The following is a 19,304-nucleotide window of genomic DNA, read 5'->3' as shown; positions in this document are numbered from 1 at the left end:
CAATGCCCGCAGATGTGGTCATCCTGTCCGGACCGCCGGCTTCGGGTAAGACGACAGTGGCCGAGATCATCGCGAGCACGGCAGTCAAGCCGACTGTGCACATGACGACCGACCAGTTCTACCGCGCCATTCGGGCCGGCTACATCGCGCCGTATCTTCCTGAGGCACAACGTCAGAACGAAGTGGTCATCGACGCGATCGTGGCGGCGGTGACGGTCTATGCCCGCGGCGGTTTCGATGTGGTCGTCGACGGAATCGTCGGGCCCTGGTTTTTGTCACCGTTCCGGGAAATGGCCATCGGGGCCGGATTCGCGTTGTCCTACATCGTGCTTCGGCCCGCGCTCGACACGTCATTGCAGCGCGCACGAACCCGCAGTGGAGATGACCTCAAGGACGCCACGGCGATCACCGGCTTGCACGACTCCTTCAATCAACTCGACGATTTGGAGGCTCACGTCATCGACAACACGGTTCTCGATGCCGCGGGCACCGCGGATCAGGTCCGGCAGGCGATCGCGTCGGGCGCATACCGGCTGGTTTGAGCCCGCTCAGTCCCGCTGCGTGTGCAAGACTTGCGCGCCCGGGGCGCCTTCCTGCTCGACAGCCTCGGGCTCCAGCGGCGCGGGTCCACGGCTGGAACGACGCAAGCGCCGTTCGAGTCTGGTGGCCAACGACGACAGGGCCATGTTGACGCTGATCATCAAGATCGCGATGACGATCAGGGCGGGCAGGATGTTGGCGTAGGACGACCCGATGTTGGTGCCCTGACGAACCATCTCCACGAACGTGATCTGGTAGCCGATCGCGGTGTCCTTGAGCACCACGACCAGTTGCGACACCAGCACCGGCAGCATCGCGGTGATCGCCTGCGGCAACAGGATCAGTCGCATGGTCTGCGTCCACGTCATTCCCAGCGACCAGGCGGCCTCCTGCTGGCCACGAGGCAGGGAATGGACGCCGGCTCGCACGATTTCGGCGATCACCGCCCCGTTGTAGAGCGTCAGCCCGGTCACCACGCCGGCCAGCGCGATGTACTTGGACTCGAACACGTCGTACATGCCGTAGAGGAAAAACGCGAACAGCATCATGATCAGGACCGGCACCGCGCGGAAGAACTCCACGATGACCGCGCTGATCCAGCGGATCGGGGCAATGGGCGACAGCCGGCCGACGCCGAGCACCAGACCCAACATCAGGGCGAGAACGATCGACACCGCGGCCGCCGTCAACGTGCCCTGCACACCGGGAAGGACGTAGGTGACCCAGAGATCCGACGTGAGGAACGGTTTCCACTTCTCGGGCTGCAGCTGATCCTTCTCCCACAACCGCAAGAGCACGAAGGCGATCAGCGCCAGGGCTGCGAACGCGGCCAGGACCGTCAAGACGTTGTTGCGGACGCGCGCCCGTGGACCTGGGGCGTCGAACAGGACCGATGCGCTGCTCATTATCGTGCCACCGCCAGTCGCTTACCCAACCAGCCGAACAACAGCCCGAGTGGCAGCGTTAGCAGGATGAATCCGGCGGCCATGATCGCACCGATCGTGAGGACCGCGGCGGTCGACTCGATCATCTCCTTCATCAGCAGCGCGGCTTCGGCGACACCGATCGCCGAGGCGATCGTGGTGTTTTTCGTCAACGCGATCAACACCGATCCGAGCGGGATGATCACCGCGCGAAACGCCTGCGGCAGCAGGATCAGTCGCAGGTTCTGTCCAAACGTCAGACCCAGCGACCGAGCCGCCTCGGCCTGCCCCATCGGGACCGTGTTGACCCCGGATCGCACCGTCTCGCAGACGAAAGACGCGGTGTAGACCGTCAACCCGAGTACGGCCAAGCGAAAGTTGCTGTCGGCGATGGATGTCGGCGAGTGCGGGTCGACCAGGGTGATCCGCAGTGTCTGCCCGACTCCGAGTGCACAGAACACGATGATCAGGGTCAGGGGAGTGTTGCGGATGATGTTCACGTATGCGGCGCCGAGCCAGTTGAGCACCGGCACCGGAGCCAGCCGCATGGCGGCCAGCACCGTGCCCAGGATCAGCGCACCGATCGCGGAGTACACCGTCAGCTGGATCGTGGTCCAGAACGCCGCGAATATCTGGTCGCGGTATGCGTCGAATATCTCCACGGTCGGTGCGCTGCTCCGGATCAGTTGCGGTCGACGGCGGGCGGTGTCGGGGTGGTGATACCCGCCGGCCCGAGGTTGCGCTCGAAAGCCTCTTTCCAGGCTCCGCTGGATTCCATCTTCTCCAGCGCGTCGTTGATCTTGTTGCGCAACTCGGTGTCGCCCTTCTTCAGGCCGATGCCGTAGCGCTCCTCGGAGAAAGGCTCACCGGCGATCTTGAACGTGCCCGGGCTCTGCGCGGCGTAGCCGGCCAGAATCACCTCGTCGGTGGTCAACGCGTCCACGGCCCCGCTCTTGAGGGCATCCAGGCACAGCGTGTAGGTGTCGTACTGCTGCAGCTGAACCTTCGGGTACTCGTCCTTGATCCGCTGCGCCGGGGTGGAGCCCGACACCGAGCACAGCTTCTTGTTGTTCTCCAGTGAGGCCGCTCCGGTGATGTCGGTGTTGTCGGCGCGCACCAGCAGGCTCTGTCCGGTGAGCAGGTACGGTCCGGCGAAGTCGACCTTCTCCTTGCGTGCATCGGTGATGGAGTAGGTCCCGACGATGTACTCGACCTGACCGTTCTGGATGAGCGTCTCGCGCTGCGGCGAGGGCGCTTCCTTCCACTCGATCTTGTCCTCGGGGTAGCCGAGCTCGTTGGCCACGTACTTGGCCACGTCGACATCGAACCCGGACATGGTGCCGTCGGGCTTCTTCAGGCCGAGCCCGGGCTGGTCGTACTTGGTACCGATGACGATCTTGCCGGAGTCGTCGCCGCCGCCACAGGCGGTCGCGGCGAAGGGGAGGGCGATCGCGAGCGCGAGGGTACCGACCAACTTGAACGGCACTGATGGCATGTTCGGGTTCCTTTCGGGTGCAGCGGTAGTACGGAGGTCAGTGGTGGAGGATCTTGCCGAGAAAATCTTTGGCCCGTTCCGATTTCGGATTGTCGAAGAACTCGGCGGGTGGCGCGTCTTCGACGATGGCGCCGTCGGCCATGAACACCACCCGGTCGGATGCCCGGCGGGCGAACCCCATCTCGTGGGTGATCACCACCATCGTCATGCCCTCTGAAGCCAATGAGGTCATCACCGCCAGCACCTCGTTGATCATCTCGGGGTCCAGGGCGCTGGTGGGCTCGTCGAACAGCATCACCTTCGGGTCCATGGCCAACGACCGGGCGATGGCGACGCGCTGCTGCTGGCCGCCGGACAACTGGGCCGGGTACTTGTCGGCCTGATTGGCCACCCCCACGCGATCCAGCAGGGCCATCGCCTTCTCGCGCGCTTGGGCCTTGGACTTCCGGCGCACCTTCACCGGGGCGAGCGTGACGTTCTCCAGGATCGTCTTGTGCGCGAACAGGTTGAAGGACTGGAACACCATGCCCACATCCGAGCGCAGCTGGGCCAGCTTGCGTCCCTCGGCGGGCAGGGCCTGGCCGTCGATCGCAATGCTGCCGGAGTCGATGGTCTCCAGCCGATTGATCGTGCGGCACAGTGTGGACTTGCCCGAACCCGACGGGCCGAGCACCACGACCACCTGGCCACGGCCCACGTCGAGGTTGATGTCGTTCAGAACGTGCAGCGGTCCGAAGTGTTTGTTGACCCCCGACAATGAGATCATCGGCACATCCGGTTGCGCTGCATCATCGACCTGCGGCTGCTCGCCGGGGCTTCCCATGGCAGGTGACCTTACCCAGGGAATGTCCAGCCTGCCCGGATCTCGTGAATCCGCCGCGTTAACGTTTCGGGTGGCTCCGTACCATTGAGGCCGTGACGACGATGGTGAACCGGGACGCGGCCGACGAGCGCTCGCGCGAGGAGTCGTCGGCACGGGACGAGCGCTCGCGCGAGGAGCCCACCACCGCCCACGACCTGGTACAGGGAAGCTCCGTACGCACCTATCAGGTACGCACGTATGGCTGTCAGATGAACGTGCATGACTCCGAGCGGCTGTCGGGCCTGCTGGAGGACGCCGGATACCGGCGGGCCGAGGACGGCTCCGACGCCGACATCGTGGTGTTCAACACCTGCGCGGTGCGCGAGAACGCCGACAACAAGCTGTACGGCAACCTCAGCCACCTGGCTCCGCGCAAACAGGCCGATCCGAACATGCAGATCGCCGTCGGCGGATGCCTGGCGCAGAAGGACCGCGAGTCGGTGTTGCGGCGCGCTCCGTGGGTCGATGTGGTGTTCGGTACCCACAACATCGGGTCGCTTCCCGTGTTGCTGGAACGGGCGCGGCACAACCGCACCGCTCAGGTCGAGATCGTCGAGGCCCTGCAGGAGTTTCCGTCCACGCTGCCCGCGACGCGCGAATCCGCCTACGCGGCCTGGGTGTCGATCTCGGTGGGCTGCAACAACACCTGCACGTTCTGCATCGTGCCCTCGCTGCGCGGCAAAGAGGTGGACCGGCGTCCCGGCGACATCCTGGCCGAGGTGCAGACCCTGGCCGCGCAGGGCGTGCTCGAGGTCACGCTGCTGGGGCAGAACGTCAACGCCTACGGCGTGTCGTTCTCGGACGAGCGCTTGCGCGAGGATCCGGCGCATTGGGACCCGGACATGCCGCGCGACCGCAGCGCGTTCGCAAAATTGCTCCGCGCCTGTGGCGACATCGAGGGGCTGGAGCGGGTGCGGTTCACCTCTCCGCACCCGGCCGAGTTCACCGACGACGTGATCGAGGCGATGGCTCAGACCCCCAACGTGTGCCCGACGCTGCACATGCCGCTGCAGTCCGGTTCGGACCGCATCCTCAAGGCGATGCGGCGCTCCTACCGGGCTGACCGCTACCTGGGCATCATCGACAAGGTGCGCGCCGCGATCCCGGACGCCGCGATCACCACCGACCTCATCGTCGGTTTCCCGGGTGAGACCGAGCAAGATTTCCAGGCCACCCTCGACGTGGTCGAACAGTCTCGATTCGCGAGCGCGTTCACCTTCCAGTACTCGATCCGGCCCGGCACCCCGGCTGCCGACATGCCCGACCAGTTGCCGAAAGCGGTTGTCACCGAACGCTATCAGCGGCTGATCGAACTGCAGGAGCGAATCTCGCTGCAGGAGAACCAGGCTCAGATCGGGCGGACTGTCGAACTGCTGGTCGCGACCGGCGAGGGGCGCAAGGACGCCGCCACCGCTCGCATGTCGGGTCGCGCCCGCGACGGCAGGCTCGTGCACTTCAGCCCAGGCTCCGACGTAGAGCGGATTCGGCCCGGCGACATCGTTACCACCACGGTGACCGGCGCCGCGCCGCACCATCTGATCGCTGACGCCCCGTTGGCCACGCACCGGCGCACCCGCGCCGGCGACGCCCACGAGGCCGGGCAGCGTCCCCGTACCGGTGTCGGCCTGGGGTTGCCGCGGATCGGCGCGCCGGAGATCCAGGCGTCATCAGGAGGATGTGGCTGTTGAGCAAGGAAAGCGACTTCGAGCCGTTCAAGGACGACCTCGCCGCCGTCGAACGGAAGGTCACCCGGGAGTTCGACTCCGGCCCGCGCGCCATGGTCGTCGCGATCCTGGTGTTCGTGGTGCTGCTGTCGTTCGTGCTGCCGCACACCGGGTCCAGCAAGGGCTTCGACGTTCTCGTGGGTGACGCCACCGCCGTCGCTGACGGCATCTCCCTGCCGTCACGGGTGTTCACCTGGCTGGCGCTGGTCTTCTCGGTCGGCTTCTCGACGCTGGCGCTGATCACCCGCCGCTGGGCGCTGGCCTGGGTGGCGCTGGCGGGTTCGGCAGTGGCCAGCGCGCTCGGAATGCTGGCCGTGTGGTCACGGCAGACCGCTGTCGGTTATCCCGGCCCCGGTATCGGGCTGATCATCGGCTGGCTGGCGGTGATCGTGCTGACGTTCCACTGGGCGCGGGTGGTGTGGTCACGCACCGCGATGCAGTTGGCAGCCGAAGAGGAGCGCCGCCGCCAGGCCGCAGAACAGCAGCAACGCGGAGTCCTCGACATCCCGAAGACCCAAGCACCTCAGCCCGACGGCACCGAGACCGACTCACCCGGTGAGAAGCCGGACCAGGCCTAGCCGCTAGTTGCGCTCCCCGAGCGCGGCGGCCGCCGCGTCGGCCCACTGGCGCCACTGCTCGGCGCTCGCCCTGGCCTCGGCCGCATCCTTGGCCCGCCCGGCGGCCTCCGCCTTCTCCGCCTGCCGTTCGAACTGCTCGGCACGGGACCGGAACTGGTCGGCACGAGCTTTGGCTTCCGGATCGACGCCACCGGCCGGCGCGTCGCGAACCTTCTTTTCCACGGCGCGCAGCCGTCGTTCCAGGTCGGCGGCGCGTTCACGGGGAACCTTGCCGATCGCGTCCCACTTGTCGCCGATGGTCCGCAACGCCGCGCGGGCCGCGTCGAGATCGGTGGTGTCGATCTTCTCGGCCTCGGCCAGCAGCGCCTCCTTGGCGGCGGCATTGGCCTTGAACTCGGCATCGCGTTCGGCGTTGGCGGCGTTGCGGGCGCCGAAGAACGTGTCCTGAGCAGCCTTGAACCGGTGCCACAGCGCATCGTCGACATCCTTGGCGGCGCGCCCCGCGTTCTTCCATTGCGTCAGCAGGTCGCGGAAGGCCGCCGCGGTGGCGCCCCAATCGGTCGAGCCGGACAGCTGCTCGGCCTGCTCGCACAGCGCCTCCTTGACCTGGCGGGCGCCGGCGCGGCCGCGGTCGAGCTCGGCGAAGTGCGATCCGCGGCGCCGGTTGAAGGTCTCGCGCGCCGCCGAGTAGCGCTTCCACAGGGCGTCGTCGAGTTTGCGGTCCAGCCCCGTGATGGTGCGCCATTCGTCGAGGATCTCGCGCAGGCGGTCGCCCGCGGCCTTCCATTGCGTGGAGTTCGCGGCCAGATCCTCGGCTTCCAGCGCCAGGGCCTCCTTGCGCGCGGTCTGGGCGGCCCGGTGCTCGTCACGCTGTGCCCGCTCAGTCTTGGCGGCCTCGTCGGCGTGGTCGAGGATGGCTGCCAGACGGGTGCTCAACGCGTCGACGTCGCCGAGAACCGCTGCAGTGGGCAGGGTTTCGGCCAGCGCGGCGGCGGCCGACTTGATCTTGCGGGCATCGCCGGTGCCCGAGGACAGGCGGCGTTCCAGTAGCGCCACCTCGGTGTGCAGATCATCGAAGCGCCGGCCGAAGTGGGCGAACGCCGCTTCGGTATCGCCGGCCTGCCACGAGCCGATGACGCGTTCACCGGATCCGCTGATCAACCAGACCGTGCCGTCGTCGTCCACCCGGCCGAAGCGGTGTGGATCGCTGGTCGGCGCGACCGCGACCACCGGGGCGACCCGGCTGGGGCGGGGGACGGGGCGCGGCGGCCCCGGCCTCGGGGTAGGCGAAGGAGTGGGCCTCGGCGTGGGCCCGGACGTCGGCTCGGGGGTGGCTCCGCCTGGCTCACTGGTTGTCATATCCGCTCCTCGTACTCCGCGCGGTCGGCCCGCGCATCTGCCGCGCGACGCGGCGCCTGATGCTGTCGCTTGTCCGCTATTCAAGCAGGTCGTCCTGTGGCGTGCCCACGGCTTCAGCCTCAATGCCCCGACAAACTAGTTTGGTGACGTGCTCAGCGCCATCGCGATCGTCCCCGCCACGCCGGTTCTCGTGCCCGAACTGGTGGGATCGGCCGCGGACGACGTGGCGGGATTGCGTGCCGCGGTGGCCGCCGCAGCGACGTCGTTGCCGCCCCGTTGGCTGGCGGTCGGTGTCGGGCCTTGCGACGCGGTCTACGGACCGGACTGTGCCGGGACGTTCGCCGGCTACGGCGTCGACGTCCGGGTGGCACTAGGCCCCGGACCCGCCGGCGAGCCGGTCGAGCTGCCGCTGTGCGCCCTGATCGCCGGATGGATCCGCGGACAGGCGGCCCCCGATGCCGCTACCGAGGTGCACGCGTATGCCGCAACCCGGCCGGTCGACCAGGCGATGAGCCTTGGCCGCAGCCTGCGGGCCCGCATCGAGGAATCCGCGGAACCCGTCGGCGTCCTCGTGGTCGCCGACGGCCTGCACACGCTCACCCCCTCCGCACCCGGCGGCTACCTGCCGGATTCGGTGGCCACACAGCAGGATCTCGACGACGCGCTGGCCACCGGTGATCTCGCCGGTCTGGCCGAGCTGCCCGAATCTGTGCTGGGCCGGGTGGCCTATCAAGTGCTGGCCGGACTGACGTGGCCCGAGCCGGCCACCGCCCGCGAGCTCTACCGCGGCGCGCCCTACGGGGTCGGCTACTTCGTCGGCGAATGGCTGCCGTGACGCGGCCCATCGCGGTCATCGGGCCGACCGGCACCGGGAAGTCGGCCCTGGCATTGGCGATCGCCGAGGAATTGAGCGGTGAGATCGTGAACGCCGACGCCATGCAGCTCTACCGCGGCATGGACATCGGCACCGCCAAGCTGCCGGTCGCCGAGCGGCGCGGCATCCCGCACCACCAACTCGACGTGCTCGATGTCACCGAGACGGCGACGGTGGCCCGCTACCAGCAGGACGCCGCGGCCGACGTGGAGGCGATCGCGGCGCGTGGTGCGGTCCCGGTGATCGTCGGCGGCTCGATGCTCTACATCCAGTCGCTGCTCGACGAGTGGACGTTTCCGGCCACCGATCCGACGGTGCGGGCCCGCTGGGAAGGGCGACTGGCCGAGGTGGGGGTTGCCGCGTTGCATGCCGAGCTGACGCGGGTGGACCCCGCTGCGGGAGCCTCGATTCTGCCGACCGACGGCCGACGGATCGTGCGGGCACTGGAGGTGGTGGAGCTCACCGGACAACCGTTCGCCGCCTCGGCCCCGAGCATCGGAGCGCCTCGCTGGGACACCCTGATCATCGGATTGGACTGGGACACAACCGCTCTCGATGAGCGTCTGCAACAGCGCACCGACCTCATGTTCACCGATGGACTGGTGGACGAGGTGCATGCCCTGATCGGTCAGGGTCTGCGCGACGGGGTCACCGCGGCCCGGGCTCTCGGGTACGCGCAGGTGCTCGCCGATCTCGACGCCGGGGGAGACGGCTCGGCGGCGCGGGAGCCCACATTCATCGGAACCCGCCGATATGTCCGGCGGCAGCGGTCCTGGTTCCGCCGCGATCATCGGGTGGTGTGGCTGGACGGGGCGGCCGACGGGCTGGTGCACGACGTGCTGCGGGCGTGGCGGCACGTATCCTGATCAGGTGATCTTCGGCTCGATCCCTTTCGCGAAGGGGCACGGCACCCAGAACGATTTCGTGGTCCTGCCCGACCTCGACGCCGCGCTGTCGCTGACGCCGGCGGCCGTGGCCGCGCTGTGCGACCGCCGCCGAGGCCTGGGCGCCGATGGCGTGCTGCGGGTGACGACGGCCGGCGCCGCGCAAGCGGCCGGCGTGTTCGAGCGGCTGCCCGACGGGGTGGCGGCGGGCGACTGGTACATGGACTACCGCAACGCCGACGGCTCGATCGCGCAGATGTGTGGCAACGGGGTGCGAGTGTTCGCCCACTACCTCCGCGCGTCCGGCCTGGAAACCGCCGACGAGTTCGTGGTGGGTTCGCTGGCCGGCCCCCGTCCCGTGGTGCTGCACAGCGTCGACGCGACCACCGCCGACGTCACCGTCGAGATGGGCAAGGCCAACCGCTTCGGCGCCGGAACGGCGGTGGTCGGTGGCCGCAGTGTCAGCGGTGTGGCCGTCGACGTGGGTAATCCGCATCTGGCGTGTGTCGGCCTGACCGAGGGCGAGCTGGCGGCCCTCGATGTGGGTGCCCCGGTCTCCTTCGACGAGCAGCTCTTCCCGGAGGGCGTCAACGTCGAGGTCATGACGGTGCCGGTGGACGGCACGGTGTCGATGCGGGTGCACGAACGTGGGGTCGGGGAGACCCGGTCCTGCGGTACCGGCACGGTCGCGGCCACGCTGGCGGCGCTGGCCCACCAAGGCGCAGACACCGGGACCTTGCGGGTCCGGATCCCGGGCGGGGAGGTCACCGTGACGATCACCGAGTCGACCAGCTACCTGCGAGGACCGTCGGTGCTGGTGGCCCGCGGTGAGCTGTCCGAACAGTGGTGGAACGCTGCCCACGGATAATCGGGGTGCGCGCGGCCCGCTGCACGTGACAACCTGTAAGTACATATGACTCATCCAGAACATCCCCTCACACCCAGCACCGGCGAGCTGGCACTGGAAGACCGCGCCTCCTTGCGCCGCGTCGCCGGGCTGTCCACCGAGCTCACCGACGTCACCGAGGTCGAATACCGCCAGCTGAGGCTGGAGCGTGTCGTCCTGGTCGGCGTGTGGACCGAGGGCAGTGCGGCCGATGCCGATGCCAGCCTGACCGAGCTGGCCGCGCTGGCCGAGACTGCGGGCTCCGAAGTCCTCGAGGGGCTCATCCAGCGTCGCGACAAGCCGGACCCGTCCACCTACATCGGATCGGGCAAGGCCCAGGAGTTGCGCGAGATCGTGCTGGCGACCGGCGCCGACACCGTGATCTGCGACGGCGAGCTCTCGCCCGCGCAGCTCAACTCACTGGAGAAGGTGGTCAAGGTCAAGGTCATCGACCGCACCGCGCTGATCCTGGACATCTTCGCCCAGCACGCCACCAGCCGCGAGGGCAAGGCGCAGGTGTCGCTGGCGCAGATGGAGTACATGCTGCCGCGGCTGCGTGGCTGGGGTGAATCGATGTCGCGGCAGGCCGGCGGTCGCGCCGGCGGAGCCGGCGGCGGTGTGGGAACCCGCGGGCCCGGCGAGACCAAGATCGAAACCGACCGTCGCCGCATCCGAGAGCGGATGGCCAAGCTGCGCCGCGAGATTCGTGAGATGAAGAAGATCCGCGACACCCAGCGCAGCCGACGGCTGTCCTCGGACGCCGCGTCGGTGGCCATCGTCGGTTACACCAATGCCGGCAAGTCCAGCCTGCTCAACGCTCTGACCGGGGCCGGCGTACTGGTGGAGAACGCGTTGTTCGCGACGCTCGAACCCACCACGCGCCGTGGTGAATTCGACGACGGTCGGCCCTTCGTGCTGACCGACACCGTCGGCTTCGTCCGGCACCTGCCCACCCAGCTGGTCGAGGCGTTCCGGTCCACCCTGGAAGAAGTGGTCGATGCCGACCTGCTGGTGCACGTGGTGGACGGCTCCGACGAGCATCCGCTGGCGCAGATCAACGCGGTCCGCCAGGTGGTCAACGACGTAGTCGTCGAGTACGGTATCGCCCCACCGCCGGAGTTGTTGGTGGTCAACAAGATCGACGCCGCGAGTGACCTCGGGCTGGCCACGCTGCGCCGGGCGCTGCCCGAAGCGGTGTTCGTCTCGGCGCATACCGGTGACGGGCTGGACCGGCTGCGGGCCCGCATGGCCGAGATGATCCCGCCCACCGACGCGACGGTGGACGTGACCATTCCTTACGACCGGGGCGACCTGGTGGCGCGGGTGCACGCCGACGGTCGGGTGGACGCCACCGAGCACACCGCCGAGGGCACCCGCATCAAGGCACGGGTGCCCATGGCGCTGGCCGCGAGTTTGAGCGAGTTCGCTACGTTCTGAGCGGGCGCCTGCTCAGGCCGCCGGCTTCTTCTCGGCGGCACCGGCCGGCTTGGCCTTGCCTTTGGCTTTTTCTTTGGTTTTGCCGCGGTCTGTCGCTGCGTCTGGGCCACCCAGCGCCTTGCGCACGGTGCCGCGGAGCGACTTCGCCACCTCACGCAGCGGATGTCCTTCGACGGCCGAGGCTTTCAGCGCCGGCAGCCGGCGCTGCTGGTTGAGGGTGGCGTCGTCGTCTGGCGTGGTGACCGTCGTCGTCGGCTTGGCGGCGGTGTTCAGCCGCAGCACCGGCCGGGGATCGGGCTCGGCGGCGATCGTCGTGGTGGCGGTGGTATCGCCGGATTCGGTCGGATCGGTCCACCCCGGCAGTGGATCGAGTCCGGGATTCAGCGCCGCCCGGACGCCCTCGGGGATGTCGTTGACGAGGTCGGTGACCAGCTTCGCCGGGTTGAACCTGGGCAGCAGCTGAAATGGTGTCGGCGTGCTGTAATCCGTTCTGGTATAACCGGTTTCGATTAGGGTCTGAGCCATCGGTGAGACCAGGTCGACCAGCGGAACCACCAGGGCCGACGTGCCGGTCGCCGCCCCCAGATCGAGGAGTGGCTGCATGATCGGCAGGGTCTTGGCCGGCAGGGTGATGTAGTAGGTGTCGCTGCCCTCGACTTTTTGGCAGTGGTTTGCGGCGGTGCAGCTCTCCTGGGCGTTCTCGATCGCGGCCCGCACTTGCTCGGGCGTGTATCCGTACGGTGTCGCCGTGGCCGGATCGTCACCCCGAGGATCCAGGTAGGTGCCGTGTACGTACTGGAAGCCGGCCAGCGCGTTCGCCAGGGCGAGCGGATTGAGTACCCAGGAGGGAGCGTCGGCCACGCCGTCGTACTGCATTGCGATGTCATAGGTTTCGATGCCCGTGTCGGTGGGCGTCGGTTGGCCGAACGTCGCGTCGAGGATGGGCACCGTGCCGAGGATCGCCAGCCGCTCGAAGAGCCCGCCGTCGGGGCGGTTCGGATTGCCGATCAGGACGAAGCTCAGGTTCTGTTTCTGCTCGTCGGTGAGGTCTGCCAGGTTGCCTTTGACGATGCTGGCCACGGTGGCGCCCTGTGAGTAGCCGAAGACCACCACGGGATGCGCCGCACCGGGATTGTTGGTGCCGACGAGTTCGCTGGTCAACCGCGTGACTCCGCTGGCCACTGACACGTTCCACTTGGCGCCCTCCAATCCGCCCCAACCCGCGAGCGGGATGGGCCAGAACTGAGCGATGTAGGGGACCGCCACCGGGGCCGCGCAAGCCTCGGCCCCGCAACCGCCGCTGGGTTGCACGTAATACGAGACGGCATTGGCCATGTAATTGTTGGAATCCTGCGGGTTCGGGGTGCCGGTGCCAGGCACGATGAGCGGGGTCACCGCCACCACCAGGCCGACGGCCGCCGTACCGGCCGGCGACAGCCCGATGACCACCGAACCGGACACCGCTACCGCGCCGACCAGCAGTGACCTGGCGGCAGAACGGGGTGAGAATCGCATCGGCCCTGATCTCCTTCTGCTGACGCCGCTGTCAGCGCTGAGGGGATCTTTGCACCGGTGCGCCGTCGTGACCGGGAAACAGTCGAAGTGCCGGCGGCCCAACGGGTTCAGCGGGTCCGGATCACCGGGGGTTCGTGTGCCCGCACCGGCGGAAGCGCGTCATCGAACTTCTCGATCTCCACCAGCACGTGCGCGCCGGTGCAGCCCTGCGCCAGTGAGGAGGTGCCGACATCCTCGGTGAGCACGTTGGGATTGCCGTGCACACACATCGAATCGGGATCGGTCGGGTCAGCCGGATCGAACCACGCCCCGGTCGACAGTTGAACCACCGCGGGGCGCAACCGATCGTCGATCACCACTCCGGCCAGGCAGGCCCCGCGGTCGTTGAACACCCGCACCACGTCGCCATCGGCGAGCCCGCGCGCCGTGGCGTCGTCGGGATGTATCCGGATCGGTTCACGCCCTTGAACTTTTGAGGCTCGGCTGGTGGCGCCGCCGTCGAGTTGGCTGTGCAGGCGGGCGGCCGGCTGATTGGCCAGCAGGTGTAACGGAAACCGGGTCGCCCGCGGGCCGCCCAGCCATTCCGTCGGCTCGAACCACCGGGGATGGCCCGCGCAGTCGTCGTAGCCGAACCCGTCGATGGTGTGCGAGAAGATCTCGATGCGGCCGCTCGGGGTGCCCAAGCGGTGTCCGGCGGGGTCGGACCGGAAATCGGCCAGCAGCGTCAGCCCCGGCTCGGTAGGCAGGCGCAGATGGCCTGCGGCCCAGAACTCGTCGAACCCGGGCACCTCGAAATCCAGTCCGGCCGACCACTTCTCATACATGTGGACCAGCCACTGCCGGGCTGTGCGGCCTTCGGTGAACTGCTCGCCGAAGCCGAGGCGCTCGGCCAGCGCCGAGAACGTGGTGTAGTCGTCGCGGGAGTCGGCATACGGCGGCGCCAGTGCGGGCATCGCGACCAGCAGCGGGTCGTTACGGGATCCCGAATAGTCCTCGCGTTCATAGGCGGTGGTCGAGGGCACGACGATGTCGGCGTGCTTGGCCATCGCCGTCCAGTACGGGTCGTGCACCACGACGGTGTCCACCCGCGACAGGGCTCGACGCAGTCGGGGCAGGTTCTGGTGGTGGTGGAACGGGTTACCGCCGGCCCAGTACACACACTTGATGTCGGGGTAGGTCAGTCGCATGCCGTTGTAATCGAACGGTTGCCCCGGGTGCAGCAGCATGTCGGTGACGGCCGCGACCGGGATGAAGGTCTGCACCGGGTTGAGGCCCTGCGGCAGAGCGGGCAGGCCGCAGCGCAGCGGAGGCAACCCCGGCTCGTTCATCGACCCGTAGCCGTGGCCGAAACCTCCTCCGGGGAGCCCGATCTGACCCAACATGGCCGCGAGCGTGAGCCCCATCCACGGTGCTTGCTCGCCGTGGAGGACCCGTTGCAGAGACCAGCTGACGGTGACCAGGGTTCGGGAGGCCGCCATGCGACGGGCCAGGGCGGTGAGCTCTGCGGCAGGCAGGCCGCTGAGCGCCGATGCCCACAGGGGGCTCTTGGCGACGCCGTCGTCACGGCCCAGGAGGTAGCGCTCGAACCGGCGATAACCCGTGCAGTACGTATCGAGGAAGTCGAGATCGGCCAGGCCCTCGGTGGCCAGAACGTAAGCCAGCGCGAGCATCACCGCCACATCGGTGCCGGGAATCGGTGCCAGCCACTGGCAATCGCCGTCGACGTCGTCGCGCAGTGGGCTGAACGACACGATCCGGCCGCCCCGGTCACGTAACCGGTGCAGCGCATCGCGCGCCGGATGTGCCGTGGTGCCCCCGTGATTGATGCCGGTGTTCTTCAACGCGACACCGCCGAAACACACCAGCAGATCGGTCGATTCGGCTATCACGTCCCAGTCCGTGGAGCGCTTGAACAGATCGTCGTGGGTACCGACCACCCTCGGCATGATCACCCCGGTGGCGCCCAAGCTGTAGGAGTGGCGGGAAAACGTATAGCCGCCAAGCATTTTCAGGAAACGATGCACTTGGCTCTGGGCATGGTGAAAGCGTCCGGCGCTGGCCCAGCCGTAGGAGCCGCCGTAGATCGCCTCGTTGCCGTGGGTATCGACTACCCGGCGTAGCTCATCGGCGAGCAACGCGGTGAGCTCATCCCAGGACACCGAGACGTACTCGTCAGCGCCCCGCTCGGTACTGGGCCCGGGTCCGTCGCGCAGCCAGCCGCGACGCACCACCGGGCCGGCCACGCGCGAGCGGTGGCGGATCGAGCCGGCCAGGTTGCCGAGCAACGGCGACGGGTCCGCGTCGCCCATCAGCGGTCTGACGGAAGCGATGTCACCGTCGGCGACGTCCGCGGTGAAGGCGCCCCAATGCGCGAGGCTCGTGGGCGACTGGGGCATGGCCCGAGTTTACGGGCGAGTGGACCCCTCCCCACGGCTGACCAACCACCCGGTTGGTATAGGTTGGCCCCAAATCCGTAACCAGTACCGGAGGTCACACCATGGGCAGTGCTGTGAAGTACGAGCGCACCTTGTTCGAGCCCGAGCATGAGTTGTTCCGGGAGTCGTACCGGGCATTCCTGGACAAGCACGTCGCGCCATTCCACGATCAGTGGGAGAAGGACAAGATCGTCGACCGCGGGGTCTGGCTCGAGGCCGGTAAACAGGGCTTTCTCGGGATGGCCGTGCCCGAGGAGTACGGCGGCGGCGGTAACGACGACTTCCGCTACAACACCATCGTCTGCGAGGAGACGGTTGCCGGCCGCTACAGCGGCATCGGTTTCAGCCTGCACAACGACGTCGTCGCGCCGTATCTGCTGCGGCTGGCCAACGAGGAGCAGAAGCAGCGCTGGCTGCCGAAATTCTGTACGGGCGAATTGATCACGGCGATCGCAATGACCGAACCCGGTACCGGCAGCGACCTGCAGGGCATCAAGACCCGTGCGGTCCGCGACGGCGACCACTACGTGCTCAACGGGTCGAAGACCTTCATCACCAACGGCATCCACTCCGATCTGGTGATCGTGGTGGCCCAGACCGACCCGGAGAAGGGCGCCCTGGGTTTCTCCCTGCTGGTGGTGGAGCGCGGCATGGCGGGCTTCGAGCGGGGCCGCCACCTCGACAAGATCGGCCTGGACGCCCAGGACACCGCCGAACTGTCGTTCACCGACGTCAAGGTGCCCGTCGAGAACCTGCTCGGCGAGGAGGGCCAGGGCTTCGTCTATCTGATGCAGAACCTGCCGCAGGAGCGCATCTCGATCGCCATCATGGCCGCCGCCGCGATGGAGGCGGTGCTGGAGCAGACGGTGCAGTACACCAAGGAGCGCAAGGCGTTCGGCAAGCCCATCGGCAGCTTCCAGAACAGCCGGTTCCTGCTCGCCGAGCTCGCCACCGAGGCCACTGTGGTTCGGATGATGGTCGACGAGTTCATCCGGTTGCACCTCGATGAGAAGCTCACCGTGGAGCAGGCCGCGATGGCCAAGTGGTATTCCACCGAAAAGCAGGTCGAACTCATCGACCGGTGTCTGCAGCTGCACGGCGGCTATGGCTACATGCGTGAGTACCCCGTCGCGCGGGCCTACCTGGATGCCCGTGTGCAGACCATTTACGGCGGTACCACCGAGATCATGAAGGAGATCATCGGACGCAGTCTGGGGGTCTGATGAGGCAGAATCACCCCGTGTGACGTCCCGAGGAGTCCAAATCTGGGTCTCCAGACCCAGATATTGGGGCTTTTTTGGCCATGATCGGCCACGTTCCTTGGTTATCGTCACCTGCTGAAGCAAAGTTGTCGGGGCGGGACATTTCTGAGGAAACTTTGCCGAACGAGCGGGGAGAACGCATGACTAGGCCTGGAGCGAGGCTGGACGCGACCGTGTGGCGGTTGGCGGTCGGCCTGCTCGCACTCGTGGTCGCTGCTTTGATGGGGCCGGTGGTGGCGTCGGCCACCCCGGAGTCGGATGCCGATGCGGCGGTCACCGCCGCCTGGGAGGCCAGCGGCGGTGACGGCGGCCCGCTGGGCCCACGCCAAGGCAGCGTCTACGCGGTCGGGGCGGGCTTCGCGCAGAACTTCGCCGGGGGCAAGATGTTCTTCACCCCGGCGACCGGCGCCCATTTCATGCAGGGCGCCATCTTGGAGAAGTACGAGTCGCTCGGCGGCGCCGCAGACGGAGATTTGGGCTTCCCGACCATCGACGAGGGCGCCGGGCGTGCCGCCGACAGCCGCAACTCGACGTTGAGCGCGCCTGACAATCCCGTCATCTTCTGGACCCCCGCCACCGGCGCCCGCGTCGTCCGGGGTGCGATCAATGCCGCGTGGGACAAGCTCGGCGGTTCGGCGGGCGTGCTCGGGGTTCCCGCTGAGGACGAGTCGTTCGACGGTGATGTGAGCACTCAGAAGTTCACCGGCGGTGAGATCTCCTGGAACCGCAAGACCAAAGCATTCACCACGGTGCCGGCGGAGCTGGCCGAGCAGTTGGCCGGTCTGGACGTGCCGTCGGATGCCGCCGCGGCGATCGGGGCGGCCCGACGTGCGGCGGGCGGCCCGATGGGTCCGCTGGGAGCCAAGGAGGGCGACCAGTACCCGATCGGCGCCGACGGGGTGGGACAGAACTACGCAGGCGGCAAGATCTTCTACAGCCCAGCCACCGGAGCCAACGCGATCACCGGCCAGCTGCTGGAGAAGTACGAGAGCGTCGGCGGTCCGGAAGGCGATCTGGGCTTCCCGACCACCAGCGAGTCCGAAGGCGGGCTGGGCCCGAACAGCCGCATCAGCACCTTCGCGGCGGCCGACAACCCCGTGATCTTCTGGACTCCCGACTACGGCGCGGTCATCGTCCGAGGAGCCATGAACGCGGCCTGGGACAAGCTCGGCGGTGCCAAGGGCTCGCTCGGCGCTCCCATGGCCGATCAGACCGAAGACGGCTCGGTCATCACGCAGCGATTCAGCGGGGGAGCGATCTCGTGGGATCGCGATGCCAACAAGTTCACCACTGAGCCGTCGAAACTCGCCTCAGAGCTGAGCGGGCTGCAGATTCCGGGCGTCGATCAACCTCATGCGGGTGGTCCGCAGCCGTCGGCTCCGGATACCGGCAAGCCGTTCTCCTGGCATTGGAGCTGGTGGTGGCTGATCGCGGTGATCCCGGTGCTGTTGCTGGCCGGGCTGATCGTGGGGGCGGCGCTGTGGCATCGCCGCCGGGGCGGCGCCGATGACGACTTCGATCACGACCCGTTCGACGACGACTATGACGACGTAGGCGGTGAACCGCATTACGACGACGGTCGCTACGACGAGGAGCGCTACGACTCCCGGGGCTACGACCGCGACGAGTACGTGGACGATCACGGTGCCGATGCACCCAGCGGCTACGCGCCGAACACCGCCTATGGTGCCGGCGAAGCCACCACGACGCGATTCGCCGGGCCGGGTGAAGGCTTGGCGAGCGGCGCGGCGTCACCGTACGACGGCCCCACCGATATCGCGATGCCGGTCAGCCAGTGGGCCGCGCCCCGCGGATCCTCCAGCGGCTACGGGGTGCCCGGCGAAGAGGAGGAACCGCCGGAGGATTCCTCGCAGCTGGTCGGGTCGCGCGGCTTCGAGGACGACTATGACGATGACGACTATGAGGACGACGACTTCGAGGATGACGACTTCGAGGATGAGGATCTCGACTCGCCCATCGACGCCGACTTCGAGGAAGTGGCCGAGGGTGACGACACCGACGGCGAGATCGAAGCGGAACTCGTAGACGACACTGTTGACACCGGGGCGTTCGCAGGGGCAACTGGCGGCGCGCGAGGGCCGCAGGGCTTCTCACCGCTGAGCGGCCTGGCTGTGCCGAGCGATCTGGCCGCGCCGACCGACCAGGACAACGTGGACACCGCGCCTACCCGGGTGATCAGCGAGGCCGAGGCCTACAGCAGCGAGGCCGAGGCCTACAGCAGCGAGACCCACAGTGGGCGCCATGCCGCCATCGAACTCGACGAGATCCCCACCGCCACGGCGATACACCTACCGCTGGACGACCCGAACCGCGCACCGGAGGGCTACCCGATCAAGGCCGATACCAAGACCGGCCGGTACTGGGCACCCGACAGCAGCGAATATGACGATGCGGTGGCCGAGATCTGGTTCGCCAGTGAGGAATTCGCGCGCACCAACGGCTTCGTGCGAACGGACTGAACCGCCGACCAGGAGGGCCCGGCCGCACGGCGGGCCGGGCCCTCCTGGTC

The 19,304-nt window shown here is 67.8% G+C and carries 16 protein-coding genes; 9 read left to right on the top strand and 7 right to left on the bottom strand.

The window, feature by feature from the left end; genetic code table 11:
• Positions 1 to 2 precede the first annotated feature (2 nt).
• Positions 3 to 542: an AAA family ATPase gene (locus K6L26_RS19485; RefSeq protein ID WP_076215545.1), complete on the top strand. Its 540-nt coding sequence runs from the start codon at positions 3 to 5 to the stop codon at positions 540 to 542.
• A gap of 6 nt (positions 543 to 548) precedes the next feature.
• Here the strand turns inward: K6L26_RS19485 and K6L26_RS19480 are convergent, their stop codons facing one another.
• Genes K6L26_RS19480 through K6L26_RS19465 form a run of 4 tightly spaced genes read right to left on the bottom strand, consistent with a single transcriptional unit; the run spans position 549 to position 3,724 of the window.
• Positions 549 to 1,445 carry an amino acid ABC transporter permease gene (locus K6L26_RS19480; RefSeq protein WP_036387991.1) on the bottom strand — a complete coding sequence of 299 codons (897 nt, stop codon included), beginning with the start codon at positions 1,443 to 1,445 and terminating at the stop codon, positions 549 to 551.
• Positions 1,445 to 2,125 (bottom strand): amino acid ABC transporter permease, encoded by a 681-nt coding sequence (locus K6L26_RS19475; protein WP_221851225.1) that lies wholly within the window; start codon positions 2,123 to 2,125, stop codon positions 1,445 to 1,447. Before K6L26_RS19475 ends, K6L26_RS19480 begins: the two co-directional genes overlap by 1 nt.
• A gap of 20 nt (positions 2,126 to 2,145) precedes the next feature.
• A complete protein-coding gene (locus K6L26_RS19470; protein ID WP_047038143.1) occupies positions 2,146 to 2,958 on the bottom strand; it encodes a glutamate ABC transporter substrate-binding protein in 813 nt (270 codons plus the stop codon).
• A 37-nt stretch (positions 2,959 to 2,995) separates the two neighbouring features.
• Positions 2,996 to 3,724 (bottom strand): amino acid ABC transporter ATP-binding protein, encoded by a 729-nt coding sequence (locus tag K6L26_RS19465; RefSeq protein WP_043368533.1) that lies wholly within the window; start codon positions 3,722 to 3,724, stop codon positions 2,996 to 2,998.
• Between the two features lie 158 nt (positions 3,725 to 3,882).
• On the opposite strand from K6L26_RS19465, the gene miaB reads away from it, so the two are divergent.
• Positions 3,883 to 5,508 (top strand): tRNA (N6-isopentenyl adenosine(37)-C2)-methylthiotransferase MiaB, encoded by a 1,626-nt coding sequence (gene miaB / locus K6L26_RS19460; RefSeq protein WP_245008764.1) that lies wholly within the window; start codon positions 3,883 to 3,885, stop codon positions 5,506 to 5,508.
• Positions 5,496 to 6,122: an Rv2732c family membrane protein gene (locus K6L26_RS19455; RefSeq protein WP_221851223.1), complete on the top strand. Its 627-nt coding sequence runs from the start codon at positions 5,496 to 5,498 to the stop codon at positions 6,120 to 6,122. The genes miaB and K6L26_RS19455 overlap by 13 nt, the downstream gene beginning before the upstream one ends.
• Positions 6,123 to 6,125: 3 nt before the next feature.
• On the opposite strand, the gene K6L26_RS19450 is transcribed toward K6L26_RS19455, so the two are convergent.
• Positions 6,126 to 7,481, bottom strand: coding sequence for a DUF349 domain-containing protein (locus K6L26_RS19450; protein ID WP_036387985.1), 1,356 nt, complete (start codon positions 7,479 to 7,481; stop codon positions 6,126 to 6,128).
• Positions 7,482 to 7,629: 148 nt separating this feature from the next.
• Here K6L26_RS19450 and K6L26_RS19445 point away from each other — a divergent pair, with 148 nt between their 5' ends.
• From K6L26_RS19445 to hflX, 4 genes are read left to right on the top strand one after another with little or no spacing between them, the layout of a single operon-like run.
• Positions 7,630 to 8,316 carry a class III extradiol ring-cleavage dioxygenase family protein gene (locus K6L26_RS19445; RefSeq protein WP_221851222.1) on the top strand — a complete coding sequence of 229 codons (687 nt, stop codon included), beginning with the start codon at positions 7,630 to 7,632 and terminating at the stop codon, positions 8,314 to 8,316.
• The gene (miaA, locus tag K6L26_RS19440; RefSeq protein ID WP_221853433.1) at positions 8,313 to 9,221 is read left to right on the top strand and encodes a tRNA (adenosine(37)-N6)-dimethylallyltransferase MiaA; all 909 of its coding nucleotides are present in this window, start codon (positions 8,313 to 8,315) and stop codon (positions 9,219 to 9,221) included. The genes K6L26_RS19445 and miaA overlap by 4 nt, the downstream gene beginning before the upstream one ends.
• A gap of 19 nt (positions 9,222 to 9,240) precedes the next feature.
• Positions 9,241 to 10,107, top strand: a complete 867-nt coding sequence (gene dapF / locus K6L26_RS19435; RefSeq protein WP_221853432.1) for a diaminopimelate epimerase — start codon at positions 9,241 to 9,243, stop codon at positions 10,105 to 10,107.
• Between the two features lie 45 nt (positions 10,108 to 10,152).
• The gene (gene hflX / locus K6L26_RS19430; protein WP_019347718.1) at positions 10,153 to 11,562 is read left to right on the top strand and encodes a GTPase HflX; all 1,410 of its coding nucleotides are present in this window, start codon (positions 10,153 to 10,155) and stop codon (positions 11,560 to 11,562) included.
• Positions 11,563 to 11,574: 12 nt separating this feature from the next.
• Here hflX and K6L26_RS19425 read toward each other — a convergent pair whose 3' ends face one another.
• A complete protein-coding gene (locus K6L26_RS19425) occupies positions 11,575 to 13,077 on the bottom strand; it encodes a PE-PPE domain-containing protein (RefSeq protein ID WP_221851220.1) in 1,503 nt (500 codons plus the stop codon).
• 107 nt (positions 13,078 to 13,184) lie between these two features.
• A complete protein-coding gene (locus K6L26_RS19420) occupies positions 13,185 to 15,473 on the bottom strand; it encodes a molybdopterin guanine dinucleotide-containing S/N-oxide reductase (RefSeq protein ID WP_221851218.1) in 2,289 nt (762 codons plus the stop codon).
• Positions 15,474 to 15,574: 101 nt separating this feature from the next.
• On the opposite strand from K6L26_RS19420, the gene K6L26_RS19415 reads away from it, so the two are divergent.
• Both K6L26_RS19415 and K6L26_RS19410 read left to right on the top strand, forming a co-directional pair.
• Positions 15,575 to 16,735: an acyl-CoA dehydrogenase family protein gene (locus tag K6L26_RS19415; RefSeq protein WP_047038150.1), complete on the top strand. Its 1,161-nt coding sequence runs from the start codon at positions 15,575 to 15,577 to the stop codon at positions 16,733 to 16,735.
• A 179-nt stretch (positions 16,736 to 16,914) separates the two neighbouring features.
• Complete coding sequence (locus K6L26_RS19410) at positions 16,915 to 19,254, top strand: LGFP repeat-containing protein (RefSeq protein WP_221851216.1); 2,340 nt, start codon at positions 16,915 to 16,917, stop codon at positions 19,252 to 19,254.
• The last annotated feature ends 50 nt before the right edge of the window (positions 19,255 to 19,304 follow it).

This window comes from Mycobacterium farcinogenes (genome assembly GCF_019739075.1).
GTDB classification, from domain to species: Bacteria; Actinomycetota; Actinomycetes; order Mycobacteriales; family Mycobacteriaceae; genus Mycobacterium; species Mycobacterium senegalense.
This window is presented reverse-complemented; position numbering and strand designations above follow the sequence as displayed.

Bases quoted from the DNA above. Each gene is read 5' to 3' on its own strand.
- hflX (WP_019347718.1), top strand. From the start codon at position 10,153: ATGACTCATCCAGAACATCCCCTCACACCCAGCACCGGCGAGCTGGCA.
- K6L26_RS19415 (WP_047038150.1), top strand. From the start codon at position 15,575: ATGGGCAGTGCTGTGAAGTACGAGCGCACCTTGTTCGAGCCCGAGCAT.
- K6L26_RS19455 (WP_221851223.1), top strand. From the start codon at position 5,496: ATGTGGCTGTTGAGCAAGGAAAGCGACTTCGAGCCGTTCAAGGACGAC.
- K6L26_RS19480 (WP_036387991.1), bottom strand. From the start codon at position 1,445: ATGAGCAGCGCATCGGTCCTGTTCGACGCCCCAGGTCCACGGGCGCGC.
- K6L26_RS19420 (WP_221851218.1), bottom strand. From the start codon at position 15,473: ATGCCCCAGTCGCCCACGAGCCTCGCGCATTGGGGCGCCTTCACCGCG.
- K6L26_RS19425 (WP_221851220.1), bottom strand. From the start codon at position 13,077: ATGCGATTCTCACCCCGTTCTGCCGCCAGGTCACTGCTGGTCGGCGCG.
- K6L26_RS19450 (WP_036387985.1), bottom strand. From the start codon at position 7,481: ATGACAACCAGTGAGCCAGGCGGAGCCACCCCCGAGCCGACGTCCGGG.
- K6L26_RS19465 (WP_043368533.1), bottom strand. From the start codon at position 3,724: ATGATCTCATTGTCGGGGGTCAACAAACACTTCGGACCGCTGCACGTT.
- K6L26_RS19485 (WP_076215545.1), top strand. From the start codon at position 3: ATGCCCGCAGATGTGGTCATCCTGTCCGGACCGCCGGCTTCGGGTAAG.
- K6L26_RS19470 (WP_047038143.1), bottom strand. From the start codon at position 2,958: ATGCCATCAGTGCCGTTCAAGTTGGTCGGTACCCTCGCGCTCGCGATC.
- K6L26_RS19410 (WP_221851216.1), top strand. From the start codon at position 16,915: ATGACTAGGCCTGGAGCGAGGCTGGACGCGACCGTGTGGCGGTTGGCG.
- miaB (WP_245008764.1), top strand. From the start codon at position 3,883: ATGGTGAACCGGGACGCGGCCGACGAGCGCTCGCGCGAGGAGTCGTCG.